This window comes from Thermosynechococcus sp. HY213 (assembly GCF_031460975.1).
Classification (GTDB): Bacteria; Cyanobacteriota; Cyanobacteriia; order Thermosynechococcales; family Thermosynechococcaceae; genus Thermosynechococcus.
On sequence record NZ_JAVKVB010000015.1, the window covers coordinates 22109 to 35796 of the forward strand.

General features: G+C 55.0%; 13 protein-coding genes. 9 read left to right on the forward strand and 4 right to left on the reverse strand.

Annotation, left to right across the window (positions count from 1 at the left end):
* The first annotated feature begins 20 nt into the window (after positions 1-20).
* The 7 genes from RHK62_RS08955 to RHK62_RS08985 all read left to right on the forward strand — a co-directional run bounded on the left by RHK62_RS08955 (position 21) and on the right by RHK62_RS08985 (position 6770).
* Positions 21-860, forward strand: a complete 840-nt coding sequence (locus tag RHK62_RS08955) for a prohibitin family protein (RefSeq protein ID WP_206200257.1) — start codon at positions 21-23, stop codon at positions 858-860.
* Positions 861-993: 133 nt separating this feature from the next.
* The gene (gene lysA / locus RHK62_RS08960; RefSeq protein WP_310453606.1) at positions 994-2346 is read left to right on the forward strand and encodes a diaminopimelate decarboxylase; all 1353 of its coding nucleotides are present in this window, start codon (positions 994-996) and stop codon (positions 2344-2346) included.
* Positions 2347-2366: 20 nt separating this feature from the next.
* Positions 2367-3245, forward strand: coding sequence for a diadenylate cyclase CdaA (gene cdaA / locus RHK62_RS08965; RefSeq protein WP_310453607.1), 879 nt, complete (start codon positions 2367-2369; stop codon positions 3243-3245).
* Between the two features lie 22 nt (positions 3246-3267).
* Positions 3268-4017 (forward strand): polyprenyl diphosphate synthase, encoded by a 750-nt coding sequence (uppS, locus tag RHK62_RS08970; protein ID WP_310453608.1) that lies wholly within the window; start codon positions 3268-3270, stop codon positions 4015-4017.
* Positions 4018-4075: 58 nt separating this feature from the next.
* The gene (gene upp, locus RHK62_RS08975) at positions 4076-4738 is read left to right on the forward strand and encodes a uracil phosphoribosyltransferase (RefSeq protein ID WP_310438548.1); all 663 of its coding nucleotides are present in this window, start codon (positions 4076-4078) and stop codon (positions 4736-4738) included.
* Between the two features lie 3 nt (positions 4739-4741).
* A complete protein-coding gene (gene thrB, locus RHK62_RS08980; protein WP_286625156.1) occupies positions 4742-5647 on the forward strand; it encodes a homoserine kinase in 906 nt (301 codons plus the stop codon).
* A 52-nt stretch (positions 5648-5699) separates the two neighbouring features.
* Positions 5700-6770: a RuBisCO accumulation factor 1 gene (locus RHK62_RS08985; RefSeq protein ID WP_310453609.1), complete on the forward strand. Its 1071-nt coding sequence runs from the start codon at positions 5700-5702 to the stop codon at positions 6768-6770.
* Positions 6771-6777: 7 nt separating this feature from the next.
* Here RHK62_RS08985 and RHK62_RS08990 read toward each other — a convergent pair whose 3' ends face one another.
* The gene (locus RHK62_RS08990; protein ID WP_206200263.1) at positions 6778-8973 is read right to left on the reverse strand and encodes a polysaccharide biosynthesis tyrosine autokinase; all 2196 of its coding nucleotides are present in this window, start codon (positions 8971-8973) and stop codon (positions 6778-6780) included.
* Positions 8974-8987: 14 nt separating this feature from the next.
* The gene (locus RHK62_RS08995) at positions 8988-10109 is read right to left on the reverse strand and encodes a polysaccharide biosynthesis/export family protein (RefSeq protein ID WP_310453610.1); all 1122 of its coding nucleotides are present in this window, start codon (positions 10107-10109) and stop codon (positions 8988-8990) included.
* 111 nt (positions 10110-10220) lie between these two features.
* Here RHK62_RS08995 and RHK62_RS09000 point away from each other — a divergent pair, with 111 nt between their 5' ends.
* Together RHK62_RS09000 and RHK62_RS09005 are read left to right on the forward strand one after the other, a co-directional pair.
* On the forward strand, positions 10221-10943 hold the full coding sequence (locus tag RHK62_RS09000; RefSeq protein ID WP_206200265.1) for an ABC transporter ATP-binding protein: 723 nt from the start codon (positions 10221-10223) through the stop codon (positions 10941-10943).
* Positions 10944-10970: 27 nt separating this feature from the next.
* Complete coding sequence (locus RHK62_RS09005) at positions 10971-11255, forward strand: DUF427 domain-containing protein (protein ID WP_310438552.1); 285 nt, start codon at positions 10971-10973, stop codon at positions 11253-11255.
* On the opposite strand, the gene RHK62_RS09010 is transcribed toward RHK62_RS09005, so the two are convergent.
* The gene (locus RHK62_RS09010) at positions 11209-12141 is read right to left on the reverse strand and encodes a methylenetetrahydrofolate reductase (RefSeq protein ID WP_302678348.1); all 933 of its coding nucleotides are present in this window, start codon (positions 12139-12141) and stop codon (positions 11209-11211) included. The genes RHK62_RS09005 and RHK62_RS09010 overlap by 47 nt on opposite strands.
* Before the next feature lie 55 nt (positions 12142-12196).
* On the reverse strand, positions 12197-13567 hold the full coding sequence (gene glmM, locus RHK62_RS09015) for a phosphoglucosamine mutase (protein ID WP_206200268.1): 1371 nt from the start codon (positions 13565-13567) through the stop codon (positions 12197-12199).
* Positions 13568-13688 lie beyond the last annotated feature (121 nt).

Genomic DNA, 13688 nt, shown 5'->3' on the forward strand with positions numbered 1-13688 from the left:
AGAAATTCAATTCTTGGGTCATGAATCAACTCCTCAGTTCGCGGCTCACCTCCTCAGTGGTGGCGATCGCCATTGTCTTGCTGGTTGTCCTTTTGAATGCCGTGGTGATTATTAATCCTGGCCAAGCAGGGGTGCTGAGTATTTTGGGTAAAGCTCAGGATACTCCCCTCCTCGAGGGCATCCACTGGAAACCGCCGTTTATTGCCAGTGTGGATGTCTATGACGTAACTGTACAGAAGTTTGAAGTGCCAGCGGAAAGTGCCACCAAAGATTTGCAGGACATTACCGCCAGTTTTGCCATCAACTTTCGCCTAGACCCCATGGCCATCGTGGATGTGCGCCGCACCCAAGGGACCCTAGAAAATATCGTCGCCAAAATCATTGCTCCCCAGACCCAAGAGGCCTTCAAAATTGCTGCTGCCCGTCGCACGGCGGAGGAGGCTATTACCAAGCGGGATGAACTTAAGGAGGATTTTGATCATGCCCTTGGCGATCGCCTAGCCAAGTACCACATTCTCGTACTGGATACCAGTGTCGTTAACCTTGACTTTTCGGAGGAATTTTCCAAGGCCGTCGAGGATAAGCAAATTGCTGAGCAGCGGGCACAACGGGCGGTCTATATCGCCCAAGAGGCGGCTCAACAGGCGCAAGCGGAAATTAACCGTGCCCAAGGGAAAGCGGAAGCCCAACGCCTCCTTGCCGAAACCCTCAAAGCTCCGGGTGGCCAGTTAGTGCTGCAAAAGGAAGCGATCGAAGCATGGCGTGAAGGCGGTGCCCAAGTGCCCCAAGTGATTGTGATCAACGGCCAAGAAGGGCTACCCCCCTTTTTCCTCAATTGGACAGGGACAGCAGCAAAATAGCTGAGGGACGGTTCGATGAACTACAGGTTCAGCAGAGACTCAACAGATGAAGGGAGCGATCGCCCAAATCCCCCTAGAATTAAGAATAGCGATTTGTTCTTTATATTCCCCTAATTTCTGCCGATACTGACCCATGATCTCCACCCCGCTTGCTGCCAATCAACAAATTTTACCCCTGACTGCGCAAACCAATGCCCGAGGCCATCTCACCATTGGTGGGTGTGATGTGGTGGAGTTAGTGGCTCAGTTTGGCTCTCCCCTCTACATCCTTGATGAGTTCACCTTTCGCACCGCCTGCCGTCAATACCAAGACACCCTCCAGCAGACCTACGGTGGTGAATTTTTGGTGCTCTACGCTTCAAAGGCTTGGAACTGCTTGGCCACCTGTGCCCTTGCCCACAGTGAAGGCTTGGGGATTGATGTGGCCTCCGGGGGTGAACTCTACACTGCCTTGAGTGCCGGCGTCCCCGCCAGCCACATTTACTTCCACGGTAATAACAAGTCCCCCCAAGAACTCCTCTATGCCCTTGAGGTCAATTGCACGATTGTTGCCGATAACTGGCTAGAACTAGAGCGCCTTGCTGTCTACGTTGAGGAGCATGATCTCTCGACCCCACCGCGCGTCATGTTGCGGTTGACACCGGGGATTGAATGCCACACCCACGAATATATCCGCACTGGACATCTAGACAGCAAATTTGGCTTTGACCCGCAACAGTTTCCAGAGTTGCTTCAGTTTGCTAAGGCGCATCCCGAACTGGACTGGGTCGGACTCCACGCCCACATTGGCTCACAGATTTTTGAGGAACAACCCCATTTAGACCTCTGTGATGTCCTTGTGGATTGGCTGGCTCAAGCCCGTGAAGCGATGCTACCCATGCGCGAACTGAATGTGGGGGGTGGTCTTGGCATTCGCTACATCGAGTCCGATAACCCGCCGGCGATCGCCCACTGGACAAAGGCCATTAGTCATCAACTGAGCCAAGCCTGTCAGCAACGCCATCTTCCCTTACCCAAACTCATCTGTGAGCCGGGTCGCTCCATCGTTGGACCTGCGGCAGTGACGGCCTACACGGTGGGCAGCCGTAAGGTGATTCCTGAGCTACGCACCTATATCGCTGTCGATGGGGGGATGTCCGATAATCCACGACCGATTACCTATCAGGCGCAATATACAGCCCTGTGTGCCAATCGCATGACCACTGCCGCCACAGAAACCGTGCGTGTTGCCGGTAAGCACTGCGAATCGGGCGATATTCTGCTGCCCCAAGTCACCCTACCCCCCCTGCAAGCCAATGATATTTTAGTGGTGGCCAGTACGGGTGCCTACAACTACAGCATGGCCTCCAACTACAATCGTGTGCCCCGGCCGGCGGCGGTGGTGGTCTGTGAGGGGGAAGCCAACCTGATCCTGCAACGGGAAACCTACGCTGATTTGGTGGCCCATGATGTCTTGCCCCTGCGATTGAGCACCCCCGCCCCCTAGGAGGTGACGAGCACGATGGGATGATAAGCCTCCTAGGTAACTTGTCGTGGCTGCTGCTGTCCTCGCAGACACTGGCCAAGGTGCGAACAGTCGTGGATGTGGTTTTGGTCTTGACCCTAACCTACGCTATTTTGCGGGTTGTGGCCGAGCGGCGAACCCTCTGGATGATACGGGGCTTTATCTTCCTCCTTTTGGCAACCTCCCTCAGTCGTGCCATTGAGCTACAGTTTTTGAGCTTTGTGCTGCACAACTTAGTGATTGGCTCTGCGGTGGCCTTAGCCGTTATTCTGCAATCGGAAATTCGCATTTTTCTGGAACAGTTGGGACGAGGACAGTTTTTCGGCTTTATGCAGCCCGTGGCCGAGTCGAGCCTGACCAATGATGCCGTTGATTTGATTGTGACGGCCGTGAAGGGATTATCTCAAGATCGTACGGGGGCACTCATTCTGCTGGAAACCCATACAAAGCTCAGCCCCCAAGATTTTACCCATGCAGGGATCGCCCTCAATGCCCGCCTTTCACCGGAACTCATTACCTCAATTTTTCAGGTGAGTTCCCCCCTGCACGATGGCGCAATTTGGGTGCGGGGGGCTGAAGTGATTGCGGCAAAGTTGATCCTGCCCCTCTCGGATCGCACGGGGCCTTGGCAGTTGGGCACTCGCCATCGCGCCGCCCTAGGGATTACCGAACGCATTAGCCACTGTGTCTGTGTAGTGGTCTCTGAGGAAACGGGGTCAATTTCCCTTGCCTTTAAGGGGGAGCTTCAACGTCCCCTCACCAGCAGTAAACTAGGGGAATTGTTGCGGCAATATGTGCAGGATCAAGGGACGGGAACTTCACAACCCCGTCAACGTCGGCACAGCTTAAAATTTTGGAAGACTGTATGGCCACTGCGCTAATTTCCGCCAATAGGATGTGTCCATGATGCTACAGCCCCATTCACTCATTGAGTTACCCGAAGATCTAGATCGCGATCGCCTACCTCGCCATGTGGCGGTGATTATGGATGGCAATGGCCGCTGGGCAAAGCAGCGCAATTTACCGCGAATTATGGGACACCAACGCGGGGTGGACACCCTCAAGGATCTGCTGCGCTGTTGCAAAGATTGGGGCATTGAAGCCCTGACCGCCTACGCCTTCTCCACAGAAAACTGGGGGCGCCCCCTGCCGGAGGTGGATTTTCTGATGACCCTCTTTGAGCGAGTGTTGCGGCGGGAGCTGGCGGAAATGGTTGCCGAGGGCGTGCAAATTCACTTTGTGGGTGACTTGGCGTGTTTGCCGAACTCCCTACAAGCGGAAATTGAGCGAGCGATGACCGCTACGGCCAATAACCAAAAAATTAAATTTGTGGTGGCAACCAACTATGGTGGGCGACGGGAAATTATCCACGCTTGCCGTTCGATTGCAGCCCAAGTGAAAGCGGGACGCCTTGACCCCGCCGATATTGATGAGGTACTCTTTGAACGCCATTTGTACACGGGCGGCCTACCGGATCCCGATTTGTTGATTCGCACCAGTGGCGAGATGCGCGTCAGTAACTTTTTGCTGTGGCAGGTGGCCTATTCAGAAATTTACGTCACCAAGACCCTCTGGCCGGATTTTGACCGCGCTGCTTTCCATGAGGCGCTCCGGGATTACCAACAGCGACAGCGGCGATTTGGCCGTGTCTAAAGGGGACGATTTCAGTGGAGAATAGGAAAGCTCGCCGGGTACGTATTGGAGCGATACTGTGACCCCCCAATTGCGCATTTATGTCCCCCCTCATCCCCTCATTCAACATTGGCTAACGGTGGCTCGCGATCGCAACACGCCCACCCCTCTGTTTCGCGTAGCCATGACGGAGCTAGGTCGCTGGTTGGCCTATGAGGCGGTACGGGAATGGTTGCCAACGGTGGAAACAGTGGTTGAAACGCCCCTTGCCCCCTGTGCAGCGCTGGTGGTGAATCCGCAAGTACCCGTCGTGGTGGTACCCATTCTGCGGGCGGGTTTGGCCTTGCTCGACGGTGCCCAAGGGGTCTTACCGACAGCAAAGACGTACCACTTAGGGATTGTGCGGGATGAGGCCACCCTTGAACCCAGTTGCTATCTCAATAAGTTGCCCCCGCAGTTTGACCCGCAAACCCGTGTCCTGATTAGTGAGCCGATGCTGGCAACGGGAGGTTCAATCATGACAGCAATGCAGGAACTGGTGCAGCGGGGGATTGACCCAGCCTTGGTGCGAATCATTTCCGTGGTCACTGCGCCGCCAGCTTTGCAGAAACTCGGTGCCCATTTTCCCGCAGTGCAAGTCTATGCAGCCACGATTGATGAGACAGTGAATGAGCAGGGCTTTATTGTGCCTGGCTTAGGGGATGCGGGGGATCGCGCCTTTGGTACCGGGGAGGAAGTGTAACCGATGATGACAGTGGTGACTGTGCCAGCAACAACGGCTAATTTGGGTCCGGGGTTTGATTGCTTAGGAGCCGCTCTGACCCTCACCAATACGTTCACCTTTTCCTTGAGCGATCGCCCCCATGTCAACGTGCGGGGCACTGAGGCAGCCGGTGTCAGCAGTAGCTCCGACAATTTGGCCTATCGTGCCTACCACCGTCTCTATCAATATCTAGGGCGTGAAGCCCCACCTGTGTATTTAGAGATTGATCTGGGGGTTCCCCTCGCACGGGGCCTCGGCAGTTCAGCAACCGCAATTATTGGCGGCTTAGTAGGGGCCAATCGGCTGGCGGGCTTTCCCCTCAGTCATACCGAGGTTCTGGAATTGGCCATTGAAATGGAAGGCCACCCCGATAATGTGGTGCCGGCCTTGCTAGGGGGCTGTCGTCTTGCTGTCCAAGGGAGTGCAGGGGGATGGCATTGGCTAGAGATTCCTTGGGATCAGGATGTGGTGCCGATTGTGGCGATTCCAGACTTTGAGCTAGCCACGGAAACAGCGCGGCAAGTGCTGCCCCCCCACTGTACCTACGGTGATGCAGTTTTTAATATCAGTCACCTTGGTGCTCTGCTGCGGGGTTTGGAAACGGGTCAACGGGAGTGGCTGCAACTGGCCTTGGGCGATCGCCTGCATCAACCCTACCGCCAAAGTCTGATCAAAGGCTATACCGACCTCCACAGGGCGGCTCTTGAGGCGGGTGCCCACGGTTTGGTCATTAGTGGCGCAGGACCCACGCTTTTAGCCCTCGGGGATCCCGTTACCGCTTCCGCCATTGCCACTGCCCTCAAGGAGACTTGGGCAAAGTTTGATGTGCAGGCACGGGTGGAGGTGCTGGCCATTCAACGCCAAGGGACAACGGTGCGCGATCGCTAGGCAATCTTAGGCAATTGTATAGCATGCTTCCCTGTCAATAGGAGGTGATTAAATGAGTCAAGAACAGGATGCCCTGACAACGGAAGTGCTGCAACGCCTACGCCGCAAGGAGGGCACTTGGCAGGATTGGGGAGCCGGATGCCAGCAACTGCAAAAACAAGGGCTATCTCCCCAAGCGATTTTTGAGGCCACGGGCATTGAACCCATCCACCAAAATCAACTGATCATTGCCCTGCAAGTGAGTCAGAGCCTGCGCGAGGCGCCGGAAGCGGTGCGTGCCTATTTTCAAACGCGGGGCAGCGATCTGCTCTATGAACTGCGGGTGTTGTCAGGGAGCGATCGCCTTGCAGCAGCCACACTCATTGTTGAGAAACAACTGGATGTCACTGCGGTTCATGAGGTCTGCCGTGCCCTCAAGGCCGTGAGCTATCAAAAGGATGAGAGTGCAGGTTTTGGTGAGAGTGTGGGCGATCGCATTGGTCGCTACTATTGGCAACTGGCGCGGCAGCAACGCGATTTAGCCCAGCGATCGCGTCTCATTGCCCAAGGCTTTCGCTTTGTTGAATCCGCCACAGGTCGCCAAGCGCTTGAAAAACTGCTGACGGACTTTACCGTGGTTCCCGCTGCTAGCCAACCCCGACTCCCCCTTTACCGCTTGGATTCCGCTGAAGACCTGCCCTACCTCGTTCCGGTCGCAGGAACAGCCCCGCTCGCTGCTGCAGCCTTTAATCAAGTGCCCCAGTTAACTTCTACAGGCGCCTTGCAATTAGTCGCTGTTCCTCAACCCATGACCCTCGTGGCTCTCCCCAGTTGGCAGGTTCTCCTAAATGCTGTTGACCCAGTCGCGGTGCTTTGGCCAGTGGCAGACCTACCCGCAGAATTACCGCCCACGCCTGAGGGACTCCCCATTGAACAAGTGCTCCTGATAGTGGATCGTGGTCTTCCAGAATGGGATCGCGATCGCTATCTGTTGATTGCACCTGCGGCCAGCGATCCTGTCCAACTGGCTTGGTTTCCTGAACCCCCTACAGCGCCAATTCTTGGCCAACTCCTGCTCGTCTTACGCCCCCCCCAAGTGCTGGATGAGAGTATCAACAAGGAACTTTGGTTCTTTGAGGAATAGCTTAACTTTAGGCGAGATTCACCACAACGCCCAGAGCGCTACCACGCCCCAAACTGTAATCTGCCAAGGCTAGTCGCACAGGCTGCTGGGGTGCCTTCAGATTCACTACCACAAGGGTCTGATCCACCAGTCCCGACCAGAGTTTGGCATCAGCAAAGTTGGCCAAGGGGGGTGTATCCACAATCACCAGATCAAAATAGTTTTTCAGGTGAGCCATGAACTGTTTGAGCGTGTCTTGGCTGAGGAGCCGCATCGGCTGTTGCCGCAACTCACCAGCGGTTAAAATTGCCAGACCGCGCCGCGCCTGAGCAACGCTATACCAGTGCCGCCGATGAATTAACCAATCCGCCAAGCCCTGTTCATTCGTCAGGCCGAGATAGCGGTGAATCTGGGGTCGCCGTAAATCCCCATCAATCAGCAGAACCCGCTGCCCCGTGCCTGCGGCAGCAAGGGCAAGATGCAGAGCAACGGTGGTGCGCCCATCAGTGGGTAGGGCTGAAATCACGGCTAACGAATGCCCCAAACCCACGGCTTGAAGGTTGGCAAACACATGGTGAAAGGTTTCCTGAAACTTCACCCATTCCCCGACAAAGGGTAGGACTTGAGTCACCTGCCACAGCCCTGAATTGCCCTTCACCGCGCGCTCTAAGCGGAGATTGGTTTGGGGGGTTGCCTTGGGAATTTTGCCAAGGAGGGGCAAGCCGAGGGCATCTTCCACTTGGGCTGGACTGACAAACGTATTGGCGGCTGCATCTGCAACATAAGTAGCCAGAACCCCCAACACAAGGCTGGCGATCGCCCCTAGCACCAACAGCAGTAAGCGCGGGAAGGTGGGTTGGACAGCGGGATTCTCTAAATCCGTCAACACCTGCCACGCAAAGTAATTCTGCGCCAGTTGTAGTTGCACTGCCTGTCGGGCTTGATTGAGCATCTCAAGGGAGAGGTTGGCCGTCCGAATCCGATGTTCAAGGCGATCAATGGCGGGGAGTTGGCTACTCAGTTGTTGTAATTGTTGGGCAACCGCCGCTTGGGGAGCCGCAAGCTCAGCATCATAGCGCCGCTGGTTTTCGTATTCAATCCACGCCGTAATGTAGTTGGTAATCAGCGTTTGTGACACTGTTCCCTGAAAGCCTAGGGCCGTGGGGTTGTCCACTTGATATTGCTCACCAATCACTTGGCGGGCGATCGCCTGCAATTGCTCCACCAAAACTCGCCGCTGTTCCTCAAGAGCTTGGATAACGGGTGTCCCTTCCCGAAAAATGGCTAGATTCTTGGCAATTTCTTGATCCAGTTCTTGAATGCGTGCCAGTTGTTGCTGATAAGCAGGGGAGGTACTTAAGTTCGCTGCTGCTAGGGCTTCTGCGGGCGTCATCTTGAGTTGTTCTTGAAACCCTTGAAAACGACCGTAGGCTTCCACGGCCTTCAGGCGAGCCGCTTGGCGCAGGCTATGGATTTGGCGATACTGTTCTGTTAAAAAGCGCAGTTGTTCTGAGGGTTGCAGGCTCGTGCCTTGGGGTTGGCTGGCTTGGAGTTGCTGCTGGAGTTGCTCTAATTCTGTAAGGTGCTGATTGATGTCTTTGTCCAGTTGCTCTAGGGTGCGATTGAGTTGTTCTTGGCGATCGCGCTGACTGTAGTCAACAAAGGCCTCTGCCACGGCCTTTAATACTGCGGTCACGATTTCTGGCTGGCGATCGCGATAGACCACTTCTAGTACTTTTGTTTGGGTCGGCAGTTGCTCTGTGGCGGAACTAACCACTGGTCGAATTTCCAGATGCTCAGCTAAGACCCGCGTGGTCAAATGAGGATACTGCTGTTGTAGTTTCTGGGCAATGGGAGCTAGTACTTTGTCACTTTCTAGAACGAGAATCTGTGACCCCACATCCACTGGAGGGGGTGTGGTTGGCGGCGGGGAGGGGAGGGTACTGGCAATGCCATCACGGGGGGTCAGGGTTGGCGCAGGCTGTGGTTCCTTCACTGGTTCCATCAGAAGGCGAAAATAGGCCTCGTACATTTCGGGTTGCCAGAAAACATACCCCCCCATGACCAAGAATGAGAGTAAAACCGTTCCTGACAGTAGTCGCCACCGTCGCCGACAGCGATCGCCAAAAGTGTGTAGTCCAGATTCTTTTTTCGGTCGCAGCGGTGATGAACGGGGCGAGCGATCGACCACCCGTAAATTGGGTACCCTGTGCGGCAGCGACATGGGCAGTCCCCTAGTTAATTAAAGAGATTAATAAAGAAGCCCAAGGTTCCCAAGGCTCCCAAGGGACGCAGTGCGTTTCCAATTGTATCCCCCACCTGCGTCAGCGCTGACCGTTCCACCACAATCACATCCCCCTGTTGCAACACCGGATTGCTATTGGCATCGGGTTGAGCTGCCAAGCTAAAGGGAATCCGCCGCCGACTGACCGTCCCGTCCCGATTCAGCCGCACTAGCGTCACCCTTGATGTGTTAGCACGCTGCACATTAAATCCACCTGCTGCCCCAATTCCTTGGGTAAGGGTGGCATTGGCAGGCACTTCAACAAAACCGGGTCGTGCCACCTCACCCAGAACCTGTACCCGAATTACCTGTGGTGAAAACGTTGCCGAGGCCACCCGTACCGCTTCAGCCGCATTCACTTCCTTCGCCTTGGGCACCACAATCACATCATCACTGCGCAGCGTGATATCTTGGTTCGCATCCCCCGACTGAATCATCTCCCAAAGATTAATTCTGGTTACGGCTGTTTGGCCATTCCCCAGTTGGCGGCGTATCTCAATGTTGCGAATATCGGCCTCTTGGGTAATTCCACCGCTTTGAGCAAGGACTTGGCTCAGGCGAGGCCATGTTAAGCCACCGGAAAGGCCGATACCGGGGGCAGAAGCTGATACAGAAGTAAAAGGAACAACATAGGAGCCTGGACGGCTCACCTCACCTGCCACTAAAATCTTCATGGGGCGCGGCGTCTGCAATGTAACCGTTACCGCTGGAAAGCGGAGGACTTTACTATAGGCGTTCAGAATCACCTGCTCCGCTTGGGGGAGAGTTAAGCCACCCACCATGACGCGCCCTGCCAAAGGTAGGGTGACTGAGCCATCGAGATTAACAGTGAATTGTCGTTGATTAGTAACTGTTGGTGGCAGGTTGACCACTTCAATGAAAAGCACATCCCCTGCACCCAGGAGATAGTCCTGAAGGGGGTTAATGCTGGTAAAACTATAGGAGCTTGGGCTGACGGGCATGGGTTGAGCAGTGGCCGAGCGGGGTACCATCAGTGTTGCCCCAAGGGTGAATCCACTGGCGATCGCCAGGGTGATGACGGTGTTGTGTAGCCTTGGTAATGATTTGCACCCCATGGTTCATTCTCCTCACTCACTTGTTTGTTCTACCATACGCCATCTATTCGCCACCAAGGTTATGAAAAAAGGCTTTAGAATGAGTGCAAATGGCCTTGTCACCTCATTGTAATGCTGGACCCGCCGCTCATTTGCCTAGAACAGATTTCTAAAGTGTATGGCCAAGGGGAAACGGAAGTTCACGCCCTTAGGGAGGTGAATCTCAACATTCAGCGGGGAGAGTACTGTGCAATTATGGGGGCTTCGGGGTCAGGGAAGTCCACAATGATGAATATTATTGGCTGTTTAGATCGCCCGACCTCTGGCCGCTACTTTCTCGATGGCCAAGATGTGGCACACCTCAGTGATGATGAACTCGCCCATATTCGCAATGCCAAGATTGGTTTTGTCTTTCAACAGTTTTACTTGCTGGGGCAACTCACGGCACTGGAAAATGTGATGCTACCCATGGTCTATGCCCAAGTTCCCCCCAAGGAACGGCGCGATCGCGCGATCGCTGCATTGGAACAGGTGGGGTTGGGTCACCGCCTTGAGAATCGTCCCAATCAACTCTCGGGAGGACAGCAACAACGGGTGGCGATCGCCCGCGCCATTGTCAATCAGCCGCTACTCCTGCTCGCCGATGAACCCACCGGTGCCCTCGATAGCCACACCACGGCGGAAATTCTTGCTATCTTTGGGCAACTCAATGCGGCCGGCATGACGGTAATTATGGTGACCCATGAACCCGATGTGGCGGCTGTCACGCACCGCATTATTCAGTTTCGTGACGGTCAAATTCGTTCCGATCGCCCCAATGTGCCTAGCCCGCTGACGGCACCTGCTTTATCTTAAGAAGGGGAACGACTGAGAAAAAAAGCAATGGCAAAAGCAGTTTGGAAAGGCGCAACCTTGGCCGAGAGCGATCGCTATGAAGTGGTCGAAGGCAATGTTTATTTTCCGCCAGAGGCACTCAATCCGGCCTATTTTCAGCCCAGCGATACCCACACCGTTTGTGGTTGGAAAGGCACAGCCAGCTACTACCACGTTGTTGTCAATGGTGAGGTGAACCGTGATGCGGCATGGTACTACCCCGATCCCAAGCCGGCGGCAGCCAATATCAAGGGCTATGTGGCGTTTTGGCGCGGGGTGCAGGTGACGCGCTAAGGGGAGCAATTCCCGCTCGGTTGAGAATTTCGGGAATCAAATCCTCACGGCGCACCGCCATTAAGTGCACCCCCTGGCAGAGTTCCCGCGCCTGTTGTACTTGCTCGGCAGCAATAGTTATCCCTTCATCGAGGGGATCAGCGGCAGCGGCAAGGCGATCAATAAGGTGCTGGGGAATCAGTGCACCGGGCACAGCGCGATTGATAAACAGAGCATTTTTGGCCGACTTGAGGAGAAAAATTCCAGCAAGAATGGGTCGCCCACAGCCCGCCGCAATCTGATCCATAAACTTGGCTAGCCGCTCAAAGTCAGTAATTAACTGCGTCTGGAAAAATTGAGCACCCGCTGCCAATTTGCGTTCAAACCGTTGTTGCAGGCCTGACCAACTGGCAGACTGAGGATCAACCGCTGCCCCGGCAAAAAATTGCGTCGCTCCATCGGCTAGGGGGCGATCCTCGCTATCCACCCCTTGATTCAGTTGGCCAATGACGCGCAATAGCCGCACAGACTCCAAATCAAAGACGGGTTTGGCTTGGGGATGATCGCCTGCTTTGACGGGGTCGCCCGTGAGTGCCAAAATGTTGTGCAAACCTAAAGCAGCAATGCCCATGAGATCCGCTTGCAGGGCAATGCGGTTGCGATCGCGACAGGCGATCTGGCAAATGGGTTCAAACCCCTGCTGTTGCAACAAATAGGCGGCTGCCCAAGAACTCATGCGCAACACAGCGCGACTGCCATCGGTGACATTGACCGCATGAACCCGCCCCTTGAGATGGGCTGCTTGGCGCAACATCGTACTGGCATCCCTACCCTTAGGGGGGCAAACCTCTGCGGTGATGAGAAACTCACCCTGCTCACAGGCAGCTTGAAAACGCGAGACTGACAAGGAAATGGCTAGAGCGCGACTAGGCAATTATCATACAAGCTAGTGACGCCTGTTCCTAGGCCGCTAAATAAGCAGTCACCGTCTGCACCAAGGTCTCTGTCCAATAATCAGCAACACTTTGCTGCTCGGCTTCCACCATGACGCGGATAACGGGTTCTGTCCCAGAGGCACGTACTAAGACTCGCCCGCGATCGCCCATATCCAGTTGCGCTTTGGTAATCATCTGTTGCAAAGGCTCACATTCTTGCCAGTGGAGTCGTCGCTGTCGATCGTCAACACGGACATTGCGAAGAATTTGCGGGTAGGCGGTAAAACTTTGGTCTCGCAGTTGTGCCAAGGATAGACGGGAATCCTGAACTAGGGTCGCTAAATGAACCGCTGTGAGCAAGCCATCCCCCCCCACACCATAGTGACGGCAGAGGATGTGTCCCGACTGTTCTCCCCCCAGCATGGCACCGTGGCGCAGCATCTCTGCATGGACGTATTGATCGCCCACAGCAGCCCGCACCAGTTGTCCACCCCGCGCTTGCCAAGCTCGCTCAAAGCCGAGATTTGACATCACAGTGGCGACAATCAAATCCTTGGGGAGTTGTGCCTGCGACTGAAGCCGTTGTCCCCAGAAGTAGAGAATGTGATCGCCATCAACCACCCGCCCTTGGCTATCCACCGCCAGCACGCGATCGGCATCGCCATCAAAGGCAAACCCCATAGCGGCACGGGTTTCACGGACAGCCTGTTGTAATGGTTCTAAATGGGTGGAACCGCAGTTGACATTAATGCGATCGCCATCGGCGCGATCGTGGAGAGCAATCACCTCAGCCCCTAGGGCATGGAACACCGTCGGTGCCACCGCCACCGCAGATCCCCAAGCCAAATCCAACACCACCCGCAGTCTCCGCAGCGGTTGACGATCCTCAAGGGGCGCTTGCACCGCATGGCGATAGCGCTGAAGCAATTCGGGACGATGATGCAAATGCCCCCAGTGCTCCGTATGGGGCAAGGATAGGCCAGCATTTAGGTGGGCTTCAATTTCTTTTTGCAGATCAGGGCTGAGCTTGCTGCCATCGCTGCCAAAAATTTTAATGCCGTTATCGGCGGGGGGATTGTGACTGGCGGAAATCATGGCGCCACCGATGGCTTCTGTGGTGGCCGTTAGGTAGGCAATACAGGGGGTCGGGCACAGACCCACATTCCACACTTCAAAACCAGCGGCGGTTAAGCCGGCGGCCAAGGCTGTGGCCAACATATCACTGGAGTTGCGGGAATCTTGACCAATGATAAAGGGGCGCTGGGGTGCATCCGTCCTTTGTCGCAGCACTTCTCCCACCCAATATCCCAAGCTCAAGGCCAAGTTGGGGGTTAGCAACTCCCCCGCCCGTCCACGAATGCCATCGGTTCCGAACCGAATCGGCTGCTGCCCAGTCATGGTTGATTCCTCACGCCACACCAATACTCACTATTTTCTAGTCGATCCCCTTGGCTATGCAGGAGACGATTCTTAACATTTATTTACCCTTTTTGGACTATATCATCTCTGTGAACCTTGC

Excerpts from the sequence above, each read along its gene's own strand:
- uppS (WP_310453608.1), top strand. The coding sequence starts at position 3,268 with ATGATGCTACAGCCCCATTCACTCATTGAGTTACCCGAAGATCTAGAT.
- RHK62_RS08990 (WP_206200263.1), bottom strand. The coding sequence starts at position 8,973 with ATGTCGCTGCCGCACAGGGTACCCAATTTACGGGTGGTCGATCGCTCG.
- lysA (WP_310453606.1), top strand. The coding sequence starts at position 994 with ATGATCTCCACCCCGCTTGCTGCCAATCAACAAATTTTACCCCTGACT.
- RHK62_RS09000 (WP_206200265.1), top strand. The coding sequence starts at position 10,221 with ATGCTGGACCCGCCGCTCATTTGCCTAGAACAGATTTCTAAAGTGTAT.
- RHK62_RS09005 (WP_310438552.1), top strand. The coding sequence starts at position 10,971 with ATGGCAAAAGCAGTTTGGAAAGGCGCAACCTTGGCCGAGAGCGATCGC.
- thrB (WP_286625156.1), top strand. The coding sequence starts at position 4,742 with ATGATGACAGTGGTGACTGTGCCAGCAACAACGGCTAATTTGGGTCCG.
- cdaA (WP_310453607.1), top strand. The coding sequence starts at position 2,367 with ATGATAAGCCTCCTAGGTAACTTGTCGTGGCTGCTGCTGTCCTCGCAG.
- RHK62_RS08985 (WP_310453609.1), top strand. The coding sequence starts at position 5,700 with ATGAGTCAAGAACAGGATGCCCTGACAACGGAAGTGCTGCAACGCCTA.
- glmM (WP_206200268.1), bottom strand. The coding sequence starts at position 13,567 with ATGACTGGGCAGCAGCCGATTCGGTTCGGAACCGATGGCATTCGTGGA.
- RHK62_RS08995 (WP_310453610.1), bottom strand. The coding sequence starts at position 10,109 with ATGGGGTGCAAATCATTACCAAGGCTACACAACACCGTCATCACCCTG.
- RHK62_RS08955 (WP_206200257.1), top strand. The coding sequence starts at position 21 with ATGAATCAACTCCTCAGTTCGCGGCTCACCTCCTCAGTGGTGGCGATC.